Source organism: Priestia koreensis, from assembly GCF_022646885.1.
GTDB lineage: Bacteria > Bacillota > Bacilli > Bacillales > Bacillaceae_H > Bacillus_AG > Bacillus_AG koreensis_A.
Genome location: NZ_CP061868.1, coordinates 419873 through 446287, shown reverse-complemented (window position 1 = coordinate 446287; position 26415 = coordinate 419873). Strand labels below are relative to the sequence as shown.

General features: G+C 39.0%; 19 protein-coding genes. 4 read left to right on the top strand and 15 right to left on the bottom strand.

Going from position 1 to position 26415, the window contains the following annotated elements; genetic code table 11:
* Positions 1 to 42 precede the first annotated feature (42 nt).
* The gene (locus IE339_RS02245; protein ID WP_242173209.1) at positions 43 to 1599 is read left to right on the top strand and encodes an ABC-F family ATP-binding cassette domain-containing protein; all 1557 of its coding nucleotides are present in this window, start codon (positions 43 to 45) and stop codon (positions 1597 to 1599) included.
* 155 nt (positions 1600 to 1754) lie between these two features.
* Here the strand turns inward: IE339_RS02245 and IE339_RS02240 are convergent, their stop codons facing one another.
* The 3 genes from IE339_RS02240 to IE339_RS02230 all read right to left on the bottom strand — a co-directional run bounded on the left by IE339_RS02240 (position 1755) and on the right by IE339_RS02230 (position 6440).
* A complete protein-coding gene (locus tag IE339_RS02240; RefSeq protein WP_242173207.1) occupies positions 1755 to 3092 on the bottom strand; it encodes an ATP-binding protein in 1338 nt (445 codons plus the stop codon).
* Positions 3093 to 3280: 188 nt separating this feature from the next.
* Positions 3281 to 5095 carry a WG repeat-containing protein gene (locus IE339_RS02235; protein ID WP_242173205.1) on the bottom strand — a complete coding sequence of 605 codons (1815 nt, stop codon included), beginning with the start codon at positions 5093 to 5095 and terminating at the stop codon, positions 3281 to 3283.
* 112 nt (positions 5096 to 5207) lie between these two features.
* A complete protein-coding gene (locus tag IE339_RS02230) occupies positions 5208 to 6440 on the bottom strand; it encodes a DEAD/DEAH box helicase (protein ID WP_242173203.1) in 1233 nt (410 codons plus the stop codon).
* Positions 6441 to 6779: 339 nt separating this feature from the next.
* On the opposite strand from IE339_RS02230, the gene IE339_RS02225 reads away from it, so the two are divergent.
* The 3 genes from IE339_RS02225 (at position 6780) to IE339_RS02215 (ending at position 9526) form a co-directional block, all read left to right on the top strand.
* On the top strand, positions 6780 to 7157 hold the full coding sequence (locus IE339_RS02225; RefSeq protein ID WP_242173201.1) for a hypothetical protein: 378 nt from the start codon (positions 6780 to 6782) through the stop codon (positions 7155 to 7157).
* 188 nt (positions 7158 to 7345) lie between these two features.
* A complete protein-coding gene (locus IE339_RS02220) occupies positions 7346 to 7897 on the top strand; it encodes a 3D domain-containing protein (RefSeq protein WP_242173199.1) in 552 nt (183 codons plus the stop codon).
* 117 nt (positions 7898 to 8014) lie between these two features.
* A complete protein-coding gene (locus IE339_RS02215) occupies positions 8015 to 9526 on the top strand; it encodes a methyl-accepting chemotaxis protein (RefSeq protein ID WP_242173197.1) in 1512 nt (503 codons plus the stop codon).
* A gap of 93 nt (positions 9527 to 9619) precedes the next feature.
* Here the strand turns inward: IE339_RS02215 and IE339_RS02210 are convergent, their stop codons facing one another.
* From IE339_RS02210 to IE339_RS02160, 12 genes are all read right to left on the bottom strand, one after another.
* Positions 9620 to 11788 carry a 5'-nucleotidase C-terminal domain-containing protein gene (locus IE339_RS02210; RefSeq protein ID WP_242173196.1) on the bottom strand — a complete coding sequence of 723 codons (2169 nt, stop codon included), beginning with the start codon at positions 11786 to 11788 and terminating at the stop codon, positions 9620 to 9622.
* A gap of 175 nt (positions 11789 to 11963) precedes the next feature.
* Positions 11964 to 13835: a ribosomal protection-like ABC-F family protein gene (gene abc-f, locus IE339_RS02205; RefSeq protein WP_242173194.1), complete on the bottom strand. Its 1872-nt coding sequence runs from the start codon at positions 13833 to 13835 to the stop codon at positions 11964 to 11966.
* Positions 13836 to 14038: 203 nt separating this feature from the next.
* Positions 14039 to 14173, bottom strand: coding sequence for an RAxF-45 family protein (locus IE339_RS24750; protein WP_285846768.1), 135 nt, complete (start codon positions 14171 to 14173; stop codon positions 14039 to 14041).
* Between the two features lie 133 nt (positions 14174 to 14306).
* Complete coding sequence (locus IE339_RS02200; protein ID WP_242173192.1) at positions 14307 to 15296, bottom strand: LacI family DNA-binding transcriptional regulator; 990 nt, start codon at positions 15294 to 15296, stop codon at positions 14307 to 14309.
* Between the two features lie 110 nt (positions 15297 to 15406).
* Positions 15407 to 16450 (bottom strand): aldose epimerase family protein, encoded by a 1044-nt coding sequence (locus IE339_RS02195; RefSeq protein ID WP_242173190.1) that lies wholly within the window; start codon positions 16448 to 16450, stop codon positions 15407 to 15409.
* A 61-nt stretch (positions 16451 to 16511) separates the two neighbouring features.
* Positions 16512 to 18011, bottom strand: a complete 1500-nt coding sequence (gene galT, locus IE339_RS02190; RefSeq protein WP_242173188.1) for a UDP-glucose--hexose-1-phosphate uridylyltransferase — start codon at positions 18009 to 18011, stop codon at positions 16512 to 16514.
* Positions 18012 to 18023: 12 nt separating this feature from the next.
* Positions 18024 to 19013, bottom strand: coding sequence for a UDP-glucose 4-epimerase GalE (gene galE, locus IE339_RS02185; RefSeq protein WP_242173186.1), 990 nt, complete (start codon positions 19011 to 19013; stop codon positions 18024 to 18026).
* On the bottom strand, positions 19013 to 20197 hold the full coding sequence (locus tag IE339_RS02180) for a galactokinase (protein WP_242173184.1): 1185 nt from the start codon (positions 20195 to 20197) through the stop codon (positions 19013 to 19015). The genes galE and IE339_RS02180 overlap by 1 nt, the downstream gene beginning before the upstream one ends.
* Entirely contained in the window at positions 20184 to 22154 is a 1971-nt protein-coding gene (locus tag IE339_RS02175) for a beta-galactosidase (protein WP_242173183.1), read from the bottom strand. Before IE339_RS02175 ends, IE339_RS02180 begins: the two co-directional genes overlap by 14 nt.
* A gap of 15 nt (positions 22155 to 22169) precedes the next feature.
* Entirely contained in the window at positions 22170 to 24398 is a 2229-nt protein-coding gene (locus tag IE339_RS02170; RefSeq protein WP_242173181.1) for an alpha-galactosidase, read from the bottom strand.
* Positions 24399 to 24638: 240 nt separating this feature from the next.
* Complete coding sequence (locus IE339_RS02165; protein WP_053403242.1) at positions 24639 to 25421, bottom strand: carbohydrate ABC transporter permease; 783 nt, start codon at positions 25419 to 25421, stop codon at positions 24639 to 24641.
* 93 nt (positions 25422 to 25514) lie between these two features.
* Positions 25515 to 26366 carry a carbohydrate ABC transporter permease gene (locus IE339_RS02160; protein ID WP_053403107.1) on the bottom strand — a complete coding sequence of 284 codons (852 nt, stop codon included), beginning with the start codon at positions 26364 to 26366 and terminating at the stop codon, positions 25515 to 25517.
* Positions 26367 to 26415 lie beyond the last annotated feature (49 nt).

The following is a 26415-nucleotide window of genomic DNA, read 5'->3' as shown; positions in this document are numbered from 1 at the left end:
AATCTATTCACATAAAGTATGCAGTAAAGAAAGGTGTAGAGCATGAGTATTTTAACAGTAAAAAACTTAAGTCACGGTTTCGGTGACCGCGCAATTTTTAATGATGTTTCCTTTCGATTATTAAAAGGTGAGCACATTGGATTAATTGGTGCCAACGGTGAAGGAAAATCAACGTTTATGAACATTATCACGGGCAAGCTTGAGCCTGATGATGGAAAAGTAGAATGGTCAAAAAAAGTACGTGTTGGTTATTTAGATCAGCACGCAGTGTTAGAGCGCGGCTTAAGTATTCGCGACGTATTACGTACCGCTTTTCAATATTTGTTTGATCTTGAAGAAGAAATGAACGGCATCTATGGAAAGATGGCGGACGTATCTCCAGAAGAACTAGAGGGCCTGTTAGAAGAAGTAGGAACACTTCAAGATCTGCTTACGAATAACGATTTCTACACAATTGATGCTAAGATTGAAGAAATTGCTCGCGGCTTAGGACTAGATGATATCGGCTTAGAACGCGACGTACATGATTTAAGCGGTGGACAACGTACGAAGGTACTACTAGCTAAGCTGCTCCTTGAAAAACCCGATATTTTATTACTAGATGAGCCGACCAACTATCTTGATGAACAGCATATCGAATGGCTAAAACGTTATCTACAGGAATATGAGAATGCCTTTGTATTAATTTCCCATGATATTCCCTTCTTAAACAGCGTCATTAACTTGATTTATCACATGGAAAATCAAGAGCTTAATCGTTATGTTGGCGACTATGATGACTTCATGAAGGTATATGAGGTGAAAAAACAACAGTTAGAATCAGCTTATAAGAAGCAGCAACAGGAAATCTCGGACTTAAAAGATTTTGTTGCCCGCAACAAAGCTCGTGTTTCAACGAGAAACATGGCAATGTCGAGACAGAAGAAGCTTGATAAAATGGATATCATTGAACTAGCACAAGAAAGACCAAAACCAGAATTTAATTTTAAAGAAGCTCGCACAGCAAGTAAGCTAATCTTCCAAACAAAAGACTTAGTGATCGGCTATAACGAACCGTTATCAAGACCGTTAAACTTAAAAATGGAGCGCGGACAAAAAATTGCTTTAGTAGGAGCGAACGGAATTGGGAAAACGACTCTTCTAAAGAGTATTTTAGGAGAAATTAAGCCCGTATCAGGCACAGTAGAACGCGGTGACTATCAAGAGATTGGCTATTTTGAGCAAGAGGTAAAAACAGCTAATCACAACACGTGTATTGAAGAAGTATGGAGTGAATTCCCTTCCTTTACACAATACGAAGTACGCGCCGCACTCGCGAAATGCGGACTAACAACAAAGCACATCGAAAGCAAAGTTGAAGTTCTTAGCGGTGGAGAAAAGGCCAAAGTTCGTTTGTGTAAGCTCATGAATACAGAAACAAATATTCTCGTATTTGACGAGCCTACCAACCATTTAGATGTAGATGCAAAAGAAGAATTAAAACGTGCACTTAAAGCCTATAAAGGGACCGTTTTACTCATCTCCCATGAGCCTGAATTTTACCGTGATATCGTAACTGAAACATGGAACTGCGAATCCTGGACAACAAAAGTCTTTTAAAGAAGGAAAAACCCCCTCGAATGAGGGGGTTTTTTGTCGAAACTATTATTATTCTGAAATTATGTTCGATTCTATGTTACGAACGGATTTTTGCGCAAATTAAGCCAATTCTTGTGGATAACCTATTAATCCGTTGATAAATAGGAAAATAACCGTTACTTATCCACAGTTATATAAGATTGTTTTGGATGGTTAGGCTGATCTGGGTACATTAATTGTAATTTCCCCTCATTTACGAGCTTGCTGAGATAGTTGTTTCGCAATCCATCTGGAATTCGTTCCAACAGCATTGATAGATCTTTTAAACGAAGAGGTTTTTTTTCGCACAGCTGCAGGATAATCTCTTCCATTTGCTTTGGCGGAAGTCGTCTCCTTTCACGAGCAACTTTTGCAATTACAATTAATTCCTCAGACTCACTCGCTTCTGTCTGAATTTCTTCACGATTAGATTTTTTTTCAGGTATATCATCCACATTATTATCGGACTTATCTCTTTTATTATAGTAGTTAACCTCTTTATTAAAGGAGTTTTCATCACTATTATATGACTTTATATCGTTATTATATGAGTTTAACTCCTTATTATATGAGTTTTGATTTTTAGTATAGGAGTTTATTTTTTTATTATTTCCCGGCGCACGAACTCCTATATTAGTCGTTTTTTGTTCTTTTATAGGTTGTTCTTCAATTTGATGTCTTTCTGAAGAAGACACTAAATGAATTGATAAAATGGTTTGTTCTGATTCAGGATGCTGATGTAGAGTCGGTAACATTTTGTTAAATGATTGGGTTGCCGTAGCAATTGATTTTAAACCAGAACCAGCTCGCTTACAAAGATTGAGTAAGACAAACATTTTAAATAACGTTGGATTTCGCAAGTGACTCATGTTAGTTGTAAAAGCTTGTTCCTCTGAAATAAGTAGAAGTCCTGGATTGGTCATTTGAATGTATTCAGTTTCTCGTTCAATTACGATGCCACTTTGCCCCGTATAGTCTGCATGTACAATTGCATTCATAAGCGCTTCATGAAGCAACGAATGAGGGAGCGATTGTGGAGCTGCAGCGAAAGATCCATCTAAATAAGTCATTGTCTTATAATAAAAGTCATACACGTTACCAGACCATGTACCATCTTGTGATGTAAAACGCTTTTCCCACTCGCCTTTTACTATATTGGACAATGTTTGTCGGTATTCTAAAAAGTATTGTGGTAAAACTTCTGTAATGATGCGCTCTTCACTAAACATTAGCAAACCAGCAACTGTTAACCCCTCTACGTTCGTGTTTCGTTGCTTTCCCCATGCACCAATCTTGTATAAAAATTCTTTCGTATCTAGGTTGTTCCAAGGATGCTGGGGCTTGGATGCCGCAAATTTTTCTCGATAATCTTTAATGGACTCGAAGTTAATCTCATTTAACCCATAGTTTTCAAGAATATGATTATCTTGAAGCTCTACAGAGGCTGAAATGAACGAGTTTGTATCATTTTTCACGCTAAATCCCCTCTTACCTTCATTAGTTCATGCTTCCTATTTTAACATCTTTGCAGAATGTTCTCTTGCTAAACCATGAAAAGACGTAAATTTATAGCAAAAACTGTGGATAACCCGTTCCTACATTCCATTTGAGAGAGGAATTTCTTCCTTATACACAAAAAAATCCACTGTTTCCACAGTGAATCTTACTGAAACGATCGCCAGAACTCGCCTTTTTTGTTAATAATCTCATTAATCTGTGGATAAGGGATTGTAAAAGTTGGAAAACCTGCTGCATAAGGAGCAATTTCATAAGGAGTAAAGTATATATGGAGCGCATATTCAGACACATAAAAGGGTTGATTGTTGCTAATTCCTTGAAAGCTGTCCGGGAAAACATATGAGTATTGTGGATTTTGTTTAATTTGCTTCGTAATCAGATCATTAATGACCTTTTGATAATCACTTCCAGGGATAAATAATTCATCTAGTTTATAAAATTTACCATTTATTAGATTGATATGTGGATAAGTCTTCGTAGGCATCCCGTGGGCTGCTCCAAAATAATATTGATACCCATTCAATTCAATAACAAGAAGGTTCTTTTTAAACATCGAAATGCTGTAATTACCTGTATAGCTATAGTCTAATTGCTTAATAGGATCAATGGTTACTACTTTAGATAACGTTTTTAACTGGTTATTCACATTTTCTTGAATCGATTTGACCTTCATTCCTTCCACCTGTGGATAATATACTAAATAATCTTTATTCGGGCGGTATTTCTTTTGGCGAAGCTGAAAACGGTTATTTAATGCCACCGTATCATTTTCTTCCCAGACGACCTGCCCAGATCGTGTTAAGTATGAGACTTGATTATCCACATCCGCTTTTATTAACGAACGATCAACGGTTAACATACCTGTTCCCTTTAAAATCGGCAGTCCTTGAACAATTTTACCCTGCTCATCAATAAAAAAGGTTGTATCATTATTTGTAGCAGAGGCAAGACCTTTTTCAAATGTGGATACTTGATTGTACACAAAGTCGGTCAGAAACCTCCCGTTATTCGTTGCAATTGCATAATGTGATCCAATGAAAGGTTCTCCTTCTTTAATCGCTTTTCCAACAGCGATCCTTCCACTCCCGATTTGCAACAAATCATTATAGATCGGCTTAATAATTACTTTTCCACTCTTATCAATTAGACCATATTGGTTTCCGTAGTCGGGAGCATTGTTAATAACGGCTCTTCCTTCTTGAAAAGGTTGACTATTCGTAAACTGAGGCTCTATTACGACGGTTCCTTCTTCATTAATGTAGCCATACTTTCCGTTCTCTGTTGCTTGAAAGCGAAGTAAACCCTCTCCTAAATTCCCTACAAAGGGATAGTTATACGTATGAAGACGCTCACCCTTTGTATTAATCAGAGCAAACTCGTTCTCTTTTATTTGAACAGAAGCTTTTTTATCCACAAAATCGTAGGCATTTTTATATTGGGTAGGGATAATTTCTTTTCCATCAAGATTTAAGTATCCATATAAAGTTGTTCCTTTCTCGTCTGAAACGGAACATAATGCGCGCCCTTCTTGAAAAGGATTAATGAAGCTGTACGCCTTTTTAGTTAGAACTACTCCAAATTCATCAATGACTTTAAAACCTTCTTGATCCACTACGACGGCTCGTTGATCCTGATAAGGCAGAATCGTATCGTACGTAGGACGAATGCGGTACTGACCGTTTCGTGTAATCGTTCCGTACTTATCTTTCATTCGCACGATCGCTAAATCATTAGGTTGAAACTCACGTGCCTCATCATAAATAGGCGACAGCATCATAATACCCTTTGCATCAATGTAGCCCCATTTCCTACCCTCTATTGTCTGAATAGAAGCGGGATACAAAGCGGCCTGCCGATTAATAGGGTCGTATACGCGCTCTTCTTGATTTGTATAATAAGGAGTGGATACAAGCTGTGTCTGAGCCTCTGTATACCACTCTCGTTGGTGCTGCGTCCACATAAGATTTTCTCCTCCTTTAACGTATCTATTTAATGATATGGGCACTTCAAAAAAATGTGCATCTCTCCACACAAAAGAACCCGTCATCAGTAAGATGAACGGGTTCTTTTGCTTATTTTTTTGCTTTTTTCGTATATTTCTTCGAGTTTGAGGATTTATTCTTCGATTTTGGATATTTTTTATCCGTTTTATGTTGTTCTACAGGGCGATTCTCTGGTTCTACAATGTTACCACCAATTACTTCGCGTTTATGGACTTTAATGCCTTGCTCTTTAGCAAATTGCTTTAAGACACGCTCTTCACGTGGTGTCACAATGGAAATAACCGTACCGCTTGCGCCTGCTCGTCCTGTTCGTCCAGAGCGATGAACGTACTGATTAACGTCTAACGGAAAATCAACATGAATGACGTGTGATAATCCTTTAATATCTAACCCACGCGCTGCTACATCGGTAGCAAGAAGTAGTGGATATTTACCTTCACGGAATTTACGAATTGCTGCTACACGTTCTTCTTTCTTCACTTCACTGTGTAGAGCTCCTACATCGATCCCACGGTAAGCAAGCTTTTCTGTTAAGACAGAAAGACTTCCAATATCTTTGACAAACCCAAGTGCTGTTAGCTTGCCTGTATGCATAATACGACGAAGTACTTCCATTTTATCACGATGCTCTGCTACAACGTAAAGGTGCTCTACTTTCGCTTTTGCTTCTTCACTTTGCTTTACCTTTAGCACTTCCGGATCATTCATCATGCTACGTGCGAGCTTCTCAGTGTGATCAGGTAACGTTGCTGAAAACAGTACGACCTGTCTCTCTGCAAGCGCTGATTTGACAATCATCTCAACCGTACCTTGATGCTCTGGCACTAACAGATTGTCACCTTCATCTAACACAATCGTTTTAACCTCATGCATTTTAATCTTTTTCATCTTAATTAACTCTTGGATACGACCTGGCGTTCCCACAACGATTTGGGGACGTTTTTTAAGCTTTTCCAGCTGACGCTTTACATTTACTCCACCAATAAAGGAAGCAACGTCTATTGAGCTTCCCTCTGCCCACGTTTGGACTTCGCTTAGTATTTGCATAACAAGCTCACGTGACGGAGCTAAAATAACCGCTTGGATATGAGTATTTGTAGAATCGATATTTTGAAGAAGAGGCATTACGTATGCTAACGTCTTCCCCGTACCTGTTGGAGATTCTGCAATTACATCCTTTTTATCTACTAGTAAAGGCACTGCCTTTTCCTGAATTGATGTTGGATTTTCAAACCCTGACTTTTGCCATACCTTTTGTAAAAAAGGCTTCATTTCTTTAAAAAATGACCATTGAACTGTCATAATGTTCTCCTTTTTAACTAATTTACTCCGCTCTCTTTTGGTAAGAAAACAATAGTTTTATGATAGAGCATATAGTAGGCGTAATCTACCCATTTTTAAAATAAACTTAAAAGATTTTTTTAGTATTTCCGATTCTCCACCTTTTATAAGCATTACCAAGCTTCCCTCCTAATTTCCTCTATTATCTCTTACTCACACTTTTACGATTAAATTTCTAGCATTTTGTTCATAATGTGTAATACATTTCATAGATTTTAATAAGAGATTTTTTCACAGATTCTACATCATCTCGAATCCGTCACCTTATAAAAGAAGATTAGAAAGAAGGAAGGTATTAAGATGATTGCATTTTTACCATGTGGTTGCACAGCGAATCCCTTAATTGATGTTTCATTAACGAAGCTATTAGCATTTTTGGATAAAGATTATGTTGTATTAGTGGATCATTTTCCACAGCAGCAGAAACCTTCTCTCTCAATGCTTTATAGAGAAGGAAACGGAACATATGCACATTTAATGCTTGAAGAGAGTGGAGAGGTTCACGACGTAGAGTTGCTTACTAGAAAAGAAGTGGATCTATTATTAATCAAATTACTATTAGAAAAACGACTTCAAGGATTCTCTTATGTTACAGGCTCTGTAACATTTAAAGATAAAGTAATTTCGCTTCATTGTCAGACCGAAAAATGTAACAATGTCTTCTTTGTAGACTGGTAAAACGAAAAAAATCGGTGCCAATAGGTACCGATTTTTGGGTTTTTTTGCTCATAATATAGTTCCCCTTTATTACAAAAACAAACTTTTCTACTATTTTTGTAATATAAAAGGCACCTTTTTGAAATATGTTTGTCATATTTACCTGGTAATATATACATCAGTTAGATAAAAAAAGGGGAATAAAACCAATGAAAAAACTTTTATTATCGCTAAGTGCTACTATCATCCTATCACTTGGGATTTCAAGTGCAGCACTTGCAGATACGTACAAGGTAAAGTCTGGAGATACTTTATGGGGTGTTTCAAAAAAATATCATGTAACAGTCAACCAGCTAAAACAATGGAATAAGCTTTCCTCTGATTCTTTGAGAGTGAACCAGGTTTTAACGGTATCACCTACAACTACTACTAAACCTACTACTAAATCTAAAACAGTTGCTCCTGCAGTGAAAAAGGAGATCTCGGTAACAGCTACCGCATATACAGCAAGTTGTAAAGGATGCAGCGGCATTACAGCAACAGGAATCAATTTAAAAAAGAATCCAAACGCTAAAGTAATTTCCGTTGATCCAAAAGTTATTCCATTAGGAACAAAAGTGTACGTGCCTGGTTATGGCTATGCAATCGCAGCAGATAAAGGTCATGCCATGAAGGGCGGAAAAATCGATGTATTCTTTTCAAGTAAATCTAAGGCTTACCAATGGGGAGTCCGTAAAGTAAAGATTCAAATATTGAAATAGTATACATACGAAGAACCCTCGCTACTAAAATAGCGAGGGTTCTTTTCTCTTTAAAATGAACCGATGCTTCTCTCACAACATATGATAAATCATCCTTGTCTGTTGAAGGAGGTTCTTATGAATCGCACAAAGCAAATTGATTGGTTAAATTTATTTACGATTGTGTTAGCTGTAAGCATTTACGTCATTTACCTGTATGCACCAACCATTACTCCTTATCTCTATACCTCTCACAACGATACATCCGTTATGAAGATGATTCTACTTGTTCTTCCAATTCTTCTTTATATAGCAGTATTTGTCCTCAAAAAATGGTCTTTAGCTTCCACTACACTCACATCTATTCTTCAAGTCGTATCGCTCACATTTTGTAGTATTTCCATTATCGCTAGTGGCAATGGTCTAGTCGAATATCACTTTTCTATTTTTATGGTGCTTGGCATTATTTCTTTCTATGAATCACTGCCCTTACTAGCATTAAGTACTTTATTATTTTTGTTTCACCACGTCCTCAGCTATTTTCTATTTCCAGAAATTCTGTGTGGAAGCGCCGATTACCCGTTTACTTTTTTATTTATTCATGCCGTCTTTCTACTATTGATGAGCGGTGCTTTAGGCTGGATGATTCACTCAAAGAGATTATCAGATTTAAAGTTTACCAATCAAAATGATGAACAACAAAAAATGTTAAATAGCATGACAGGTAGACTTATACAAAAAGCTCAAGAGACTTCGGAGCAGCTCGAAAGCCTGTCTCATGAATCAAAGCAAGTGATGAAAGAAAGCGGAAGAATAGATGCTTCTATACAAGCAATGAAAGAGCATGCCTTCTCCTTTGCAACGAATGTTGATGATAATAAAAGACAGCTTGCTGACTTTATTACTTCCCTACAAAATGTAGCCGCGATGATGTCCCATTTATTAACGATGTCGTCAACGACCGTTCATACAGCAACAGCGGGAAATGAATTGATGACAAACACAACAAAACAAATGCATAATACGACCCAGTCCATCGCGAACATTTCAGAAGCAATTACTCAGCTTAATCAGCAATCAAATAAAATTAATACGTTTTTAAGTACGATTGCTCATATTACAAAACAAACAAATCTACTTGCTTTAAATGCAACAATTGAAGCAGCCAGAGTCGGCGAACAAGGACGGGGGTTTTCGGTTGTAGCGGGAGAAATTCAAAAGCTCGCTTCTCTATCAACTGAATCAACAAAGCAAATATCGAGTATTTTGGTCGATATTCAGACTTATAGCCATCAGGCCCTCACACTCGCTAAAAATGAACAGAACACGCTCAATGAAGCTTCCTTTCAGGTTAGTAATGCCCAAGAAGCATTTGATCACATTGTGAGAGAAGCAGAAAATCTCCAACAACGAATAAATGAAGTAACTTCTACTTCTGCTCATATGTCCGTTCAATCAGGCTCAATGCTCGAAAACATGCGTGAACTACAGTTATTAACGCAACAATTTGTCTCTGCTAGTGATGATATTGCTTCCTTATCCGCTGAACAGCTTCTATTCATTCAAGAACTAGAAACAAATATTCAATCGTTTCATTCTCTTCCTTCAGAACTCACATCTCTACTTGATATTTTACACACAAAAAAATAGCACCGAACCTATTGTTCGGTGCTTCAACATTTATTTGTATTGGGGGAATACGTTACTATCATTGCCCCAACCTCTATCTTTTATACGTGCCATTTATTTTTTTAATAGCATGTACAATACTTTCGCTGATTCTGCACGTTTTGCTGTGTTAAACGGCTTGAATTGGTCACCAAATCCGTCCACATAGCCTAGCTCATACGCAACTTCAATCGCGTCTTGCATTTCTGTTTTAAGCGTTGACGTATCTTTGAACATATCTTTTGTAGGTGCAGGTACGCTACCGTTTTTCACTTTGTATGCTCTCATTAGCATCGTCATCATTTCAGCACGCGTAATTGGCGCATACGGTGCAAACGTATTAGCTGTACGACCTACTACGATTCCTGATGATACGGCTGCTGCTACTTCTTTTTGAACTTGCTCAGATAGCTTAGCTGTATCTTTGAAATCTGTTGCTTTGTCTGTTTTTAAGTTCAATGCACGCACAAGTAATGAAGCGAACTGTGAGCGAGAAAGCTCTTTATCTGGTGAGAACATCGTCTCAGACGTTCCTTTAATAATATTTTTGAAGTATAGATCATTAATATAGTCATGAGCCCAGTGATTATCTGCTACATCTTTAAATGGAAGAGAAAGCGTCACTTCTGAAATACGACCTTCTGCCTTATAGGAAATCGGCTGCTTCAGTGATTTTACATATTCAACCGTTGCTTCTAAATCAGATGGCCCTACTTCCATGTTTTCGCCTAGCTCTGCGATACGATATGTTGGGTTACCGTACATATAGTTATTCACAACAACAGAATAAGTTTTCTTTTTATCGATTTTTGATCCATCTGGTAAAAAGATATCTACAACTTTGTTCGTTTGGCTGCTCCACGTATACTTAAATCCACCTACGCTCACATCAAGCCCCTTAACAGGATCGATTTGGGCATTTAAGATATCCTCTAAATCTTGACCCGTCACGTCTACTTTTGCTAGCGTATTACCAAATGGCTGAACAGAGAATAGCTCACCCCATGTAATTGGGCCCGCATTCACACTTGCACGAATTCCTCCGCCGTTCATTAGAGCGAAATCAGCTTTCATGTTTTCCTTCATACCATCGGCAATTAAATTACCTAGCGAGTTATCTCCAACAGGACCTTTTTGAGCATACTTACCTGATAGTTCAACAGCTGAATCTCCAACAACCTGTTCTTTAACTGGCTTTACTTTTTCCTCGTACTTATCAACAATCGCTTTTACTTTTGGATCTGGCGTGTATTTACTTTGAATAACCGTCACCACATCTGCACTTTTCTTCACGATATCATGAGTCGTAGGATCAATTTCTAAGTCCACGTCTGAGAAAGCTGTTCCGTAAGAGTATGCTTGTACAATTAGCTTATTATCAACGACTTTATTTACGCCTACGTGGTTGTGAGCAGCAAAAATTACGTCAACCTCATCGTCTACTTTCTCAGCGATTTTAGAAGCATCAAATGATGCATTATCTGCTGTATTAGTTGTTGGGTTGTGAGCCAATACAACGATTGACTTAATGCCTTTTTCTTTTAACTCTTTCGTATATTTGTTGATTGCTTCTGCTTCATCAGTAAAAGCAAGATTTTCATTCCCTTTTTGAACGATCATATAAGGAGTTTCTTGAGTCACTACGCCAATAAAACCAATTTTCTCTCCGCCTACTTCTTTGATCGTATACGGATCTAACATTAGCTTACCAGTATCTTTGTACACTACGTTTGCTGCTACTACAGGGAATCCTGTTCCTGTGTAGTCAACGCCTGGAATGCTTTTGCCACCAGGGTGATTTCCACCGTTCACCATACGAAGCATTTCCGTTACGCCCTCATCAAATTCGTGGTTTCCAAGTGTTCCAACAGAGAATCCCATTTCTTTTAAAATCTCAATTGTCGGCTCATCTTGGAAATAAGAAGAAACGAGCGGGCTTCCTCCTACCATATCTCCAGCTTCCACAAGCAACGTGTTTGGATTTTCTGCCTGATGCTGTTTAATAGCAGCGGCCGTGTAAGCAATCCCACCAATTGGTGTTTCTTTGACGCCATCTTTATCTAAATCAAGCTTATCAGAGTAATCCATTTGGCCATGGAAGTCGTTTAAGCCCAGTAGTTGTACTTTAATATTTTGTGTTTCTGCTTTTGCAAAGTCATTGCTAAACGGTGCAGCAAAGGCACCTAGTGATAAAGCTGATGCTAATGATAGACTAACAATTGGTTTGAAGACGTTTTTTCTCATGCGTAAGATAGACCCCTTTTCATAATTATCATTTTTCTAAAATTTTAAATTATGTTACCCAATGAGAATAATATCACATTTTTGCAAATTTTTTGTGTTTATTTTGTAACTTTTTTGATAAAAAAGGGATAAAAAAGGACATTTTAGGATAAAATAGTCCCTTTATTCGTACTTTTTATTCTAATAGGTTATACAATTCGTCTCTTTTTTCTTCTAGTAGCTGCTGTTTTTTATAGAGGCTTTGTAAACTACCTAGGTCTTTTTCCACCAATAGCTGTTGCTGAATCGCTTGCAACGATGCCTCAACCTCCTCAATCTCTTCCTCTACTTTATACTCTTGAACGACAGGTAGAATGTTTTTCACCCGAGGGGGTTTTATTTCTTCTTTTTCTTTTGGCACACGCTTTTCTTCACTTTTCTGCCTTTCCGCTACCTTCTGTTTTGCCCACGTATAGTTCCCTGCAAAACGATAGAGCGTGTTGTCTTCTACCCAATAGGTCGTCTCCGAAAGCTTATTTAAAAAGTAACGATCATGCGATACGGCAAGAATCGTTCCTTCATAATGCTCTAAGGCATCCTCTAATACTTCTCGTGATTCAATGTCTAAATGGTTCGTCGGCTCATCAAGAATTAACAGATTCACATCTTGATACATGAGCTGTGCTAATCGAAGCCTCATTTTTTCACCGCCGCTCAAATCCTTTACCTTTTGAAAGACGGCATATCCATAAAATAAGAAGGTTGCTAAAATATGTCGTGCCTCTCCTTCGGTTACAGACACAACATCACGAAACGCTTCAATGACCGTTTGTGAATCATATGTGGGCTCGATATGTTGTGATAAATAACCGATCTTCACATTACTTCCTCGTTCAATTCGGCCACTATCAGCCGTATGCTCGTCCAAAATTAATTTGAGTAGCGTGGATTTTCCTGCCCCATTTTTCCCCACTATAATCGCTCGTTCTTGGAATTGAAGGTGAAGATTAACATCTTGAAGCAACACCGTTTGATTAAAACCTTTTTCCACATCCTCCATTCGGATCACGTCTTTTCCACTCCGTGCTCCTTGCTCAAACTGCAGCTTCATTCGTTTTCTCTCTAGCACCGGTCTTCTCAATTGTTCAATCCGATCTAACGCTTTTTGCATGCTTCTTGCTCTTCTATGAAGCCCTGCATTCGGTGGATTTGCTTGATTTGCCCACTCTTTTAGACGCTTAATTGTTTCCTTCATCTTTTTGATCTTTTTCTGTTGTTCTTGATACGCCTGAAATTCTAGTAATAGCTTCTCCTCTTTTTCTTTTAAAAACCCAGAGTAGTTATGATGTGAGATGAACAACTCGCCTTGATCGAGCTCAAAAATTTTCGTGGCTACCTCATCAAGAAAATAGCGATCATGAGAAATCACAACAACCGTTCCATCATATTCGCGTAAAAATTGCTCGAGCCATTCAACCGCATCAATATCCAAATGATTGGTCGGTTCATCTAATAAAAGCAAATCTGGCTGCTGAAGGAGAATGTACGCAAGACCTACCTTTGTTTTTTCGCCACCGCTTAGTGCGCCAAAGGTTTGATCCACAAGCGCTTGAATTTGAAGGCCGTTCACTACCTTTTGAATATTCGATTCAATTTCATATCCGCCTGAAAGTACGTATTGATCTTGAATTTTACCGTACTCATTCAAAAGCCTTTGCATTGCTTCTTCTGACTGTGAACCTTTCATCTCCTCTTCTAGCGTCTTCATTGCCTCTCCTAGCTTCATTAACTCATGAAAAGCGTTGTGCAAGACATCATTTACTAGTAGGTGATTATTAAATCGCGAAATTTGTGCTAAATGACCAATTTTTAACCCCTTTTTGAGGTGACACTGTCCTTTATCCGCTTGTTCAATCCCTGCTAAAATATGAAAAATCGTTGTCTTTCCACTCCCATTTTGACCAACTAGGCCAATACGATCTGAGGCATGTATTTCAAAGGATAACTCCTCAAACACAACGGCTCCACCGAACGATTTTGTTATACGATCAAATGCACTAATAATCATGTTTTACCATTCCTTCCGATCTCAATATGTGAACACTCTTTTCCACTATTGATGAATCTGTTGACATTATTTATTTGTAAATAGCAAAAAAAGCCGCAGATAGAAAATATCTATCCGCGGCTTTCCATACAACCTCAACAAAAAAAGAGAGCGAAGAAGCTCTCTCTTTGTAAGACCATAAAAATAGTGGATAAAGAGATTTCTTATCGTTTTATTTCCAATATGGAGTTTCTAAAAAAGGACAGACTGATCCCGTTGCGAACTCCAGCATGAAAAATTGCGCGGCAAATGTACATAAATTCTAACCATTGTTCACGCAATACAGTAAAACGATTCATCTCTTTTCCACCTCCTTCGACTATAATTATACAAATTGTACCATACTATCTTTTGATTATCCAGATAATTCAATGTTTTCAACGAACAAAAAAGAACTCTATCGCTCAATAAAGTTCTTCTGTGTATGTATATCTAAAAGCTACTGTCACGAACCATAAGCTGAGAGGCTACAAATACCTTTTTAGCAATTTTTCGTTCGTTAATTCGCTCCATTAAAAGGTCAACAGCCGTTTCACCCATTAATTCTGTATGAATTTTTACTGTACTTAAAGCAGGGAAGACATATTTAGATACGCTAATATCGTTCACACCAATAATATTAACGCGATCTGGAACCGATATACGGGCTTCATGGAGCGCTTTTAGGCAACCAATCGCCATCGGATCATTTCCAGCAAAAAAAGCAGTCGGCAGGTCTTCACCATGCTCTTCAATGGCTTGCTTCATAAGTCGATATCCATCATCTACAGTAAACGAACCAACATAAAAGGAAGATGAATCAAACATTTCAAGTTGCTTTAAATATTGTTCAAATACTTCTGATCTCGTATCGTCGATTTTGGCGGAGTGATCTTTGAATTCTTCTCTTCCACCAATAAAACCGATACGTTTATGTCCATTCTCAATTAAATAGTCAATTACTTGTCTCGTTGCTTTCGTAAAATCTACCACAACACTATCAAAACGATCATCATCAGGAGTTGAGTCCACAAATACGATATGCTCGCTTACTTCTTCAAGTTGCTTTACTTGTGAACTACTAAACTTTCCAATGGCAATAATGCCCTGAATGTTTTCTTGTTCAATGCCCTGTAAATCCAACTGTGAATACTTAACTACTTGAAGGTTATGACACTGACAGCGATCTTCTGCTCCTAGACGAATAGACATATAATACAAATCATCTAGTTCTTCTTTTTCGGTATGCCAATTAATAATCGCAACCTTCTGTGCCGCTACTCTTTTTGATTGTAGTTTTTTATAGGACAGTGCCTCAGCCACTTGAAATATTTTCTTTTTTGTTTCATCGCTCACTGATAACGTCGTATCATAGTTCAATACGCGAGAAACAGTAGAAATCGAAACTCCCACTTTCGTCGCAATATCTTTAATTGTAGCCATACTTTCCCTCTCCCCTTGTTTATCAGCGAAATTCATTACATGAAGTAAAAACCAGCTGCTCTCTTCCAAATGCATTCGTGTTTATGCATATTCTTCACTGATATGACAGGTCATATCAGTGAAGTGAATTTATAAGTTGTTTTTGCCTGATACAATTCGTTTTCCTTTACGACAATAGACGGAAAGTCTGAATGATGAATGGCATCCGGTAGCCCTTGTGTTTCTAAACATACGCCAAGATATGGTCGAGCCTTTACTCCTTGAATTTCAAAGTTTCCTTTTAATTGGTTACTTGTATATAATACTACACCCACTTGGTCTGTGGAGACGGTAATTTGTCTGCCGCTCTCTTCATCAGATAAAATAATCGGCTTGTGCTGATCTTTTAGGAAAAATGGATGATCATATCCATTCCCTACTAGTACCGTCTGGGGATGATCAGAGAGCGCACCGTCTTTTAGCTTACGGCTCTGTCTAAAATCAAACGGAGTGCCTTCTACCTGTAAGAAATGACCTGTCGGCAGCGATTCTTCATTTAATTCGAGGAAAGAGTCACTGGGGATTTGGACGGTATGATCTAAAACATCGCGAGAAACGTCGCCGCTCAGGTTAAAGTACGTGTGGTTTGTTACATTTAAAATCGTATCCTTATCAGACGTTCCCTCATAAGAAAGAGAAAGTTCTTCTTCCGTTAGCGTATACGTAACGCTCATGCGAACGTTTCCTGGGTAGCCATCTTCGCCGTCAGATGCGTAATGAAGAAAGCGGACGGATACTTCATCTTCACCTTCTGTAAGCTCTACGCGCCAAATGACATGACTGAACCCTTTGATTCCACCATGAATGTGGTTCTCACCGTCATTTTTGGCTAGATGATACGGTTTACCGTTTAGTTCAAATTCACCTGCTTTAATACGTCCTGCTACTGGTCCTACAATCGCACCAAAGTAAGGAGAGTGCTCCACATAATCATCGATATGATCGAATCCTAATACAATGTTTTCTCCTTTGCCTTCTCGATTAGGCATAATCAGTTTTTGAATAACGCAGCCATAATCTAGGCACGTCACAGAAACTCCTTTATTATTCGTTAACGTGTAAGCATGCACTTCGTTTCCATCCAATGTTCCAAAAAGAGTTTGATCAATTTTCATGGCTTCCACTTCCTTTTTTATTCATTGGGTCAGCTAATGAAAAATTAGCTGACCCTTTCTCTTACTGATTTAGACTGTTGATGAAGCGTTTAAACCCATCTTGACCTTTTTCATCTCTTTTGAAGACACCAGCATCTCGTAACACACGTAAAAACTTCATTCCAAGTTCTTTCCGGACAATTTCGCCTACCGTGCTTGCGCTTAGCGTTGAGGCGTATGTTTCGCGCAATTGATCGCCCCATTCTTTGTGGTACGCAGCCAATTCATTCGGCTCATTGAGAAGATATTTCTCCACTTCTAAAAGCTCCTCTTTTAATCGAGCTGGCAACACCGCTAATCCCATCACTTCGATAAGACCGATATTTTCTTTTTTAATATGCTGTACATCTTGATGAGGGTGAAAAATGCCAAGCGGATGTTCTTCATTTGTACGGTTATTACGTAAAACGAGATCCACTTCGTACACACCATCGCGCTGTCTGGCAATCGGTGTAATCGTATTGTGTCTCGTTTCCCCCGTATGCGAATGAATATTTAAGCTTTCATCCTCATATTTTATCCAGCTATCTAAAATAAATGTAGAAGCCTTTACAAGAGATTCCTTCTCTTTTCCTTTTAAACGAATCACGGACATTGGCCATTTCACGATCGCTCCCGTAACATCAGCGTAATCGTTTAAGGTAAAGGAGAATTCTTCTGGTGCTTTTGCCATCGCAAATTCATAGTTGCCACCTTGATAATGATCATGAGTAAGAATAGAACCACCTACGATCGGTAAGTCCGCGTTCGATCCTACAAAATAATGAGGTACTTTTTCCACAAAAGTAAGTAATCGACGAAATGCCGATTCATTAATTTTCATATCTCGATGCTCACCAGATAGAAGAATGCAGTGCTCATTGTAGTAAACATACGGTGAGTATTGTAAGAACCACTGTTCCTCCGTAAGCTCCATGCGAATCATGCGGTGATTTGAGCGTGCAGGATGACCAATTCTTCCCTCGTATCCTTCATTCTCTACACATAACAAGCACTTCGGGTAGCCAACTGATGGGTTACTTTTCGCCTTTTCTTTTTCTAACGCAATTTGCTTCGGATCCTTCTCAGGCTTTGAGAGATTGATTGTAATATCTAGCTCCCCAAACTCTGTCTCCACCTGATAGCTAATATTCTTTGCAATGCGCTTTGTTTGAATATAGTTGCTGTCTTGGCTTAGCTGATAAAAGTAATCCGTCGCTAGTGAAGGTGATTGGGCATATTTCTGATAAAAGGTTTGGTTCACCTCAGAAGGCTTTGAAATGAAAATATTCATCACGTTACTTCCGAATATTTCTTTCTCATCTAATAAATCATCGATAATTCCTTTATCTAGAGCGTACTGCGTAAGTTCTTCTAGCAGATCTGGAATGGATTTTTCTTCTGTTACAGGTTCTTCTACGAAATCCTGGAGATGAAGCGCTGCAGCCACTTGATTTCTAGCATATATCTCATCTTCTCTTTGAATTAATTGCTTTTTAATAGCAGCGTTCACTAGCTGTGTAATAGATGCATATATACTCATGTGATTTCCTCCTTAATCTTCGTAGCCATTTGGATGATTTTCGTGCCAATTCCATGCTGTTTGAATAATGTTGTGGATGTCTGTACGCTTCGGCTCCCAGCCTAGTACCTCTTTTGCTTTCGCAGAGGACGCAATAAGTTTACTCGGATCTCCTGCTCTTCTTTCACCGACTTTTGCTGGAATATCATGTCCCGTTACTTCTCGAGAGGTTTCCACAATTTCTTTTACTGAGAAGCCTTGGCTACTTCCTAAATTAAAGACGTTGCTTTCGCCGCCCTTTTGTAAGTATTGAAGTGCTAAAATATGCGCATCAATTAGGTCCGCTACGTGGATGTAATCACGGATACACGTGCCGTCTGGCGTATCATAATCTTCACCAAAAATCGTAATGTGCTCGCGTTGACCAAGCGCTACTTGTAAAACGACTGGAATTAAATGCGTTTCCGGTGAATGATCTTCACCGATTTCTCCTGTTTCTCTCGCTCCTGCTACGTTAAAGTAGCGAAGTGACACAAACTTTGTACCATATGCTTCGTCACACCATCTCATCATCTTTTCCATTGTAAGCTTCGTTTCGCCATACGTATTTGTTGGAACAGTCGGCATTTTCTCCGTAATTGGCACGACTTCTGGCTCACCATATGTAGCAGCTGTAGACGAGAACACGATATTTCTTACGGAAAATTCATTCATAATTTCTAATAAAACTTGTGTACCGTATACGTTATTATCGAAATATTTTAATGGCTCAGTCATTGATTCACCAACCAATGAATTAGCTGCAAAATGAATAACGCCGTCGATCGTTTCTTTTGTAAACACGCTTCTTAAAAATTCACGGTCGCGAATATCTCCTTCGTAAAAAGAAGCTTTAGGATGAATTGCTTTTTTATGACCCGTTTGAAGGTTGTCGACTACAACAACGTCATAGCCTCCATCAATTAATTGATACACGGCATGTGACCCGATATATCCTGCTCCACCTAATACTAAAATACTCATTACATCGCCACCTCTGTTTTCTTCACTTCTCTTGCTCCGTCACCGACACTTGCCACATAAAACGTTGCATCATAACCAATAGCTGTGCGGTATTGATGTCCAACTTCTTCGATGAATTGATCTACTTCATCATTTTCTACAATGGCAATCGCACATCCGCCAAAGCCTGCTCCTGTCATACGAGCGCCTAAAACCCCTGGCTGCTCCCATGCTACTGAAACGAGTGTATCAAGCTCAATACCCGTTACCTCGTAATCATCTCGTAGTGAAATATGTGATTCATTCATTAGTTTACCAAACTTATCTAAGTTACCGCTTCTCAGTGCTTCACTCGCTTTTAGCGTACGCTGATTTTCATATACAGCATGGCGTGCTCTTCTTTGTAAGACGTCACTCGTAATCACATGCTTGTGCGCTTCAAATTCTGCTTCGGTTAATTCACCTAGCGTTGATACGCTAATATCTGACTGAAGTTGTGCAAGCGCTTGTTCACACTCACTCCGACGCTCATTATACTTTGAGTCCGCTAGCTCGCGACGCTTGTTTGTGTTCATAATAATAATTTTATGATCTTTTAAATGAATGGGCGCATATTCAAACTTCAGCGTATTGCAATCTAATAAAATCGCATGGTTTTCCTTCCCCATTCCAATCGCGAACTGGTCCATAATCCCACTGTTCACACCGATAAATTCATTTTCAACGCGTTTTCCTGTTTTCACAAGCTCAAGACGATTAATAGTTAGATTAAAAATCCCTTCTAACACAACGCCTGTTGCTAGTTCAATGGAAGCGGAAGATGAAAGCCCAGCTCCATTTGGAATATTACCGTAGAAAAGAATATCCATTCCAGTAGAAATGTTGTAGCCTTGCTCTTTTAAGTAACGAATCATCCCCTTTGGATAATTCGCCCAGTCATGCTCTTTTCGATAGTCAAGGTGGTCAATTGAGAACTCCATGATTCCTTTATCAGGGAAATTCAATGAATATAATCGAATAAGGGCATCGTTACGTTCTTTTGCAATAGCTGCCGTTCCAAACGTAATGGCACATGGAAATACGTTCCCACCATTGTAGTCCGTATGTTCTCCAATTAAGTTAATGCGTCCTGGTGAAAAAAATACGCGGTAATCGGCTCGCTGAAAAATTTGTTTAAATTGAATGACTAACTCATGATAATTCATCAATAGTTCCCTCCTCTGACATTTCGAAAAAGCGACATTCGTACGGTTGAAGCGCCTTGTTATTGAACATAACTTCATGACCGTTGTGGTTGATGACAATGACGTAGTTTGTTTTTCCATCGGTTCTTCTCACTGCCTCAACGCCTGGCTCTGTGTGGATGGTTTGAAGATCCTGATCTTGAGCAATATCTTTCGCAAGATCTACTAACGCATCTAATTCTAGTCCGCCTCCTACGTAGTACGCTTTTCCTTCACCAAATTGATTTTCTGTTACACAGGCATATTCTTTATAAAAATGATCTGTATAATGATAAAGCGTTTGAGCTGTCGTTGGTCGAACAATATCTCTCCATACTTTACAAGTACTTTCTTCTCCATCTGTCGATACGACTGTAACCTGCTGGCCGTCATGTAGAGATTCTGATTCTTCTACTTGAATTCCTAATAGAGGTGATAGTTTACCTGGAATCGTTTCCCCTAGAATAAGGTTGTTTTGTTTATTTTTCACGCCTGCTCGGTACGACATAATCACTGTACCGCCTGCTTTTGTAAATGCCTCTAGGCGTCGTACTAGTTCTTCATCGACCACTTTCATCACTGGTAAAATAACCACTTTATATGCTGAGAAATCGTGATCGTATCTTAGTACATCGATTGCAATGTTTTGGCGGTAAAACGGCTCATACATACGAACAAGCTCGTTCATAAATTGAAACTGTGAGCTCTCTCGCTGAATGCGCCATGCCCATATGTTATCGAAATCATATAAAACCGCTACGTCAGCTTGAATAGGAGCATCAAACAAATCTTCATATTGACTAATGTGATTAAAGAAGCTTTTTACCTCATGAAACTTTCTTGTCTTTTGATTGTTTGCATCTAAAATTCCTAGACAGTACTGCTCCGCTCCGCGATTCATTCCTCTCCAACGGAAATAAAGCATGTTGTTACATCCGTGAGCAAATGCATGATATGACCATGCTTTCGCTTGGTTAGGACGCGGAAGGTAGCCGATAATATCATGCCCCTGTGCACCCATCAGCTGCTCTACGATCCAGAAATTTTGTTTATTTAAGCCGCGAACAAAGTCCAATGTCGCTGATAACTCCGCAGGTGTAACAGGCTCTTTTAAACCACCCCATACCGGATAGTTATCATAGGATACATAATCGAGTGAGCGAGAAAACTCATTATGATCAAACCACTTATCAAAAAATCCGCCCGGAAGGTTTGTTGTAACGGTTTGATGCTCTCCTTTGAGTTCTCGAACTAGCTCAACGTGCTTTTTCGCAAATTCACTAAGCGACTGTGAACGGAAGCGCGCCCAGTCCAACATCATGGATGGATTATGAACGGTAATGGTCTTTTTCGGAACGGGAATCTCTGAGAAATCATTGTACGTTTGTCCCCAGAAGATCGTTCCCCATACATTGTTTAGCTCATCAACCGTTTCGTATTTTTCTTGTAAAAAGGAGTGAAAGGCTTTCTGACATTGTGAACAATAACACATGTCGCTTCCCTCATGTCCTAATTCATTATCAATTTGCCAAGCGACAATCGCTTTTTCATGCTGATAATGCGTCACTAATTTCTGAACGATGTTCAAGGAATATTCTTGATAGACCTCAGAATTATAGCAATACTGTCTACGACCACCGAAAGAGATTTTTTGACCGTTCTCATCTTCTATTAAAATACTTGGGTGCTTTTGAACAAGCCAAGCAGGAAAAGTAGCCGTTGGTGTTCCAAACATTACTTCAATGCCGTACTCTTTAATTTTTTCGATTGCGCGATCAAAGAATGAGAAGTCAATCTTTCCTTCTTCCTTCTCCATTAGATGCCAGGCAAATTCGCCAATGCGTACAAGGTTAACGCCCATTTCTTTCATTCTTGATAAATCGCTATCCATCATCTCGATATCCCAGTGTTCTGGGTAATAATCTACGCCTCTATACATGTTGATCCCCCAACTTTACTGTTTTTGTCTCAAATAAAAGATTTGTGCTTGATAATCTCCACCACGTTCAGCTCGATTTCCATTTACCCCGTTAAATTCTACTGGTAACGGCAACCCTATTGCTGTCAATTCATCTCCGTAGAAGGTTTGATCATATCCTTCCACTACGTATTCTGCATCTAATTTTAACCCTTGGATACGCAAGGTTTGATTTGTCTTAACCGTTGGTGTTGCTAACACTTTGTAATAACCAACGAGTACCTCAGTTTGATCCTGACTTACCACTGCCCATGACGTTTCATTTCCTTGGAATGGACTTTTTAAGCGGTAAAAGGAGCCATCTCGAATCAGTTTTCGTTGTTTTTTATAGAAAGAGATTTGTTGCTTCACAGCCTCTTTTTCTTCTTCTGATAGCTCTAATGGGTTCAATTCGTACCCAAACGTTCCGAAATATGCAGTAGCCGCTCTTGTTTCGATTGGTGTTTCCCGTAAAGTTTGATGATTCGGTACAGCTGATACGTGAGAACCAATGCTATAAACTGGATACGCAAATGACGTTCCGTATTGAATTTTAAGACGCTCAACCGCATCTGTATCATCGCTCGCCCATGCTTGCGGGGCATAATGTAGAAGCGCTGGATCGAATCGACCTCCACCACCTGCGCATGATTCAAACAATACGTTTGGAAAATCTTGCGTGAGCTTGTCATAAAGGCGATACACACCTAAAATGTAACGATGGAAAAACTCACCTTGCTGATCCTCATTTAACTGAGTCGAATACGCTTCTGTAATATAACGATTCATATCCCACTTAATATACGAAAGTCCTGTTTTTTGAATAATTCCCGCCATCTTCTCATATAAGTACTCCACGATTTCAGGGCGTGAAAAATCAAGCACAAACTGATTTCGTCCAAATGTCATCTCACGATTAGGTGTTTGAATAGCCCATTCCGGATGCTCCTGAAAAAGCTCACTTCGTAAACTAATCATTTCAGGTTCAAACCACAATCCAAACTGTAACCCTGCTTCGTGAACTCTTTGTGACACGCGCTCTAACCCATTTGGCAGCTTCGCTTTATCCTCCCACCAGTCACCAAGTGATGATGTGTCATTATCGCGCTTTCCAAACCAGCCATCATCTAATACAAATAGCTCAATACCTAGCTTCTGTGCTTCTGTCGCGATGTTCACAAGCTTTTCTTCATCAAAATCAAAGTACGTTGCTTCCCAGTTATTAATTAAGATTGGGCGCTCCACTTCTCGCCATTGTTTTTTTATAAGATGCGTTCTGTAGACGTTATGAAACGCTTGGCTCATCCCGTTCAACCCTTCAGCTGAATACGCCATAACGACTTCAGGTGATTGGAACGTTTCTTTACCATTTAGCTTCCATTCAAAGCGAAACGGATGAATGCCCATTGTTACACGCGAGACATCATAATGATCCACTTCCACCTGTGCTAGGAAGTTACTGCTGTAGACAAAGTTAAAACCATACGCCTCACCGATTTCTTCTGTCGTGAATGGTCGTTTTAGTGCTAGAAACGGGTTGTGATGATGTGAACTAGCGCCTCTAATACTTGAAACTGCTTGAATGCCTGTTTCAAGAGGACGTTCTTTGACATGACGTTCTCTAGACCATGCTCCTGAGAGATGAATCATCGAAAAATCTTTGCCTTCAAAATCAACGGAGGCACTCATTAATCGTTCTACGTAAAATGCTTCCTCGCTATGGTTAAGTAATTGAACGCTTCTTGTGATTACAGGATGGTTCTTAAAAATCGTATAATTTAAGACAAGTTCAGCATCTAGAAGTGAATCCTTTAACACGATTTGTAACGTCTCAGCCTCGTCCTTCTCTGCATAAGTAGCAGGAAGTCCTTCTAATGCTGGTTTTCCCTGAACAAGTCGATATGAGTGATACTGAAAGTTCGTCACATGGCTTCCATTTAATCGGCGGATGCTAACAGCCGGCTCACGAAAATCAGATGTCCCATACGATGGATACTCCTGCTTACTAGTTTCTAGGCTAAACGCTGGATCTTGTTCGTACGGATGACAGCTCGCACTTGTTGGATTGTCGTATCGCTGCAAATGAGAAAAATCCTCCCGATGATGCAGGCGCTTTCCATAATGAAGGTGACCTAATTGACCGTTTTTCATCACGTGAAAAATATAGCTAATCTTCTCATTCGTTAAATGAAACTGCTTTGTTTCTTCATTTACATGTATTAGCACAAAACCACTCCTCATTTAAAACCTCTTTAAAAGTGAGCACTAAGGGGGTGTTGACACTTTTAACTAACACGAGATTTTGTTATTTTCACCATTTCCTAGATCTTTCTAACAACGCATCATGTTCACACTCATCATGCGCTCTAGGGAAATATCTAATAGGTAGGAAGCCATTCAAACTGGTGAATGGCTTTTCCTACGTAATCATTACTAAGCTTCTAATCTCTCTCATCGCCTCCAAACCTACTTCAATGCACTGCCGAGCATACCAGAAATGAAATGCTTTTGAAGAGCAAGGAACACAATAATAATTGGAATCGTTGCAATGGTTACACCTGTCATTACTTGACCATAGTCAATAATGGATAATCCGAATAGGCTTGATAGCGCTACTGGGAATGTATACATATCGCTTGATGTTGTTGAAACGAGTGGCCACATGAAGTTGTTCCACTGAGTCATAAATAAGAAAATTGCCGTTGCCGCTAAAGCTGGCTTCATTGATGGCAACACAATTCGGAAAAAGATTCGGAATTCACCCGCTCCGTCCAAACGCGCAGATTCTAGCAATTCCGTTGGGAAAGCTAAGAAGTTTTGACGCATTAAGAAGATAGCGAATGGATAACAAAGCTGCGGTACGATCAACGCAAAATACGTATTTAATAGATTGAAATTCGACATCATTTTAAATAATGGAATAAGCGTTGCTTGATACGGAATCATCATAGAAAGCAAGAAAATCGTAAAAATAAGATTTCTTCCTCGGAACTCAAATTTCGCTAATGCGTAAGCCGCAGATGTACAAATAATGAGCGCAAACACGACGTACAAGACCGAAATAAACAATGAGTTAAAAAGAACCTTTCCAATTCCGATTGAATCATTTAAATTGGTTAAGTTTGTTAGCAACTCTTTGCCTGGTAACAGCGTTGGTGGGTTGCTAAACATTTTACTAGAATGGTTGGTTGCACCGATAATCATCCAATAGAATGGGAAGATTGAAATAATGGTGAAAATCCCAAGCATGAAATAAATACCGATACGTCCTGCCAATGACTTATTTTTCTTCTTTTTCACTTGAATGGTTGGTTGTGTCGTAACTCTTTGGACTGTATTCATCTATTTTTCCTCCGTTACTTTGAACTGGATAAAGGTTAAGATCGCCACTAATACTACAACTGCATATGCAACTGCTGAGGCATAACCAAAGTCAAAATATTGGAATCCACTTTTATAAATATATAATCCTAACGACATGGTGGAATCTGCTGGCCCACCCTTTGTTAAGTTGTAAGGCTCATCGAACAACTGAAGTGTTCCGATGGTTGATAAAATTCCTGCGAACAAAATAACCGGTTTTAACTGTGGAATCGTAATGTAAAAGAACTGTCTAATTTTCCCTGCTCCATCTAGTGAAGCTGCTTCGTACATATCCTCTGAGATGTTTTGTAGTGCTGCAAGGAAAATAACCATGTTATACCCTGTCCAGCGCCATGTCATAGCAATAATAATGGATGCTTTAGCACCAGTTGGTGTTGAGAGCCAAGGGATAGGATCAAAACCAAAGATGCCTAGGAAGTTATTGATAAACCCTTCGTCTTGAAGCATGATTGAAAACAAGATTGAGTATGCCACAAGAGACGTTACGGCTGGTAAAAAGAAGGATACTCGGAAAAAACCTTTAAATTTTAATAGCTGACTATTTAGTGCACTAGCAAGAATAAGTGCTAATAAAATCATGACTGGTACTTGAATGATGAAAATAATGAACGTATTTTTTAATGCTTTCCAGAAAATCTCATCATGCAGTAATCGCGTATAGTTGGATAACCCTGTAAATACCATTTCTCCCTGATCCATCTTTTGAAAACTCATGATGAGAGAAGAAATAATTGGGTAGATGGTAAAAATCGCGAATAAAATTACGGCTGGACCAACAAAGTAGTATGGAAAAAGCTTATTTCTGCTCATTTTGACCTCCGTCTCTAAACTGAATAGATCGTCCTCTCAGTTCCGTCGT

Excerpts from the sequence above, each read along its gene's own strand:
- IE339_RS02245 (WP_242173209.1), top strand. The coding sequence starts at position 43 with ATGAGTATTTTAACAGTAAAAAACTTAAGTCACGGTTTCGGTGACCGC.
- IE339_RS02235 (WP_242173205.1), bottom strand. The coding sequence starts at position 5,095 with ATGTGGACGCAGCACCAACGAGAGTGGTATACAGAGGCTCAGACACAG.
- IE339_RS02230 (WP_242173203.1), bottom strand. The coding sequence starts at position 6,440 with ATGACAGTTCAATGGTCATTTTTTAAAGAAATGAAGCCTTTTTTACAA.
- IE339_RS02225 (WP_242173201.1), top strand. The coding sequence starts at position 6,780 with ATGATTGCATTTTTACCATGTGGTTGCACAGCGAATCCCTTAATTGAT.
- IE339_RS02220 (WP_242173199.1), top strand. The coding sequence starts at position 7,346 with ATGAAAAAACTTTTATTATCGCTAAGTGCTACTATCATCCTATCACTT.
- IE339_RS02215 (WP_242173197.1), top strand. The coding sequence starts at position 8,015 with ATGAATCGCACAAAGCAAATTGATTGGTTAAATTTATTTACGATTGTG.
- IE339_RS02210 (WP_242173196.1), bottom strand. The coding sequence starts at position 11,788 with ATGAGAAAAAACGTCTTCAAACCAATTGTTAGTCTATCATTAGCATCA.
- abc-f (WP_242173194.1), bottom strand. The coding sequence starts at position 13,835 with ATGATTATTAGTGCATTTGATCGTATAACAAAATCGTTCGGTGGAGCC.
- IE339_RS24750 (WP_285846768.1), bottom strand. The coding sequence starts at position 14,173 with ATGAATCGTTTTACTGTATTGCGTGAACAATGGTTAGAATTTATGTAC.
- IE339_RS02200 (WP_242173192.1), bottom strand. The coding sequence starts at position 15,296 with ATGGCTACAATTAAAGATATTGCGACGAAAGTGGGAGTTTCGATTTCT.
- IE339_RS02195 (WP_242173190.1), bottom strand. The coding sequence starts at position 16,450 with ATGAAAATTGATCAAACTCTTTTTGGAACATTGGATGGAAACGAAGTG.
- galT (WP_242173188.1), bottom strand. The coding sequence starts at position 18,011 with ATGAGTATATATGCATCTATTACACAGCTAGTGAACGCTGCTATTAAA.
- galE (WP_242173186.1), bottom strand. The coding sequence starts at position 19,013 with ATGAGTATTTTAGTATTAGGTGGAGCAGGATATATCGGGTCACATGCC.
- IE339_RS02180 (WP_242173184.1), bottom strand. The coding sequence starts at position 20,197 with ATGAATTATCATGAGTTAGTCATTCAATTTAAACAAATTTTTCAGCGA.
- IE339_RS02175 (WP_242173183.1), bottom strand. The coding sequence starts at position 22,154 with ATGTATAGAGGCGTAGATTATTACCCAGAACACTGGGATATCGAGATG.
- IE339_RS02165 (WP_053403242.1), bottom strand. The coding sequence starts at position 25,421 with ATGCTTGGGATTTTCACCATTATTTCAATCTTCCCATTCTATTGGATG.
- IE339_RS02160 (WP_053403107.1), bottom strand. The coding sequence starts at position 26,366 with ATGAGCAGAAATAAGCTTTTTCCATACTACTTTGTTGGTCCAGCCGTA.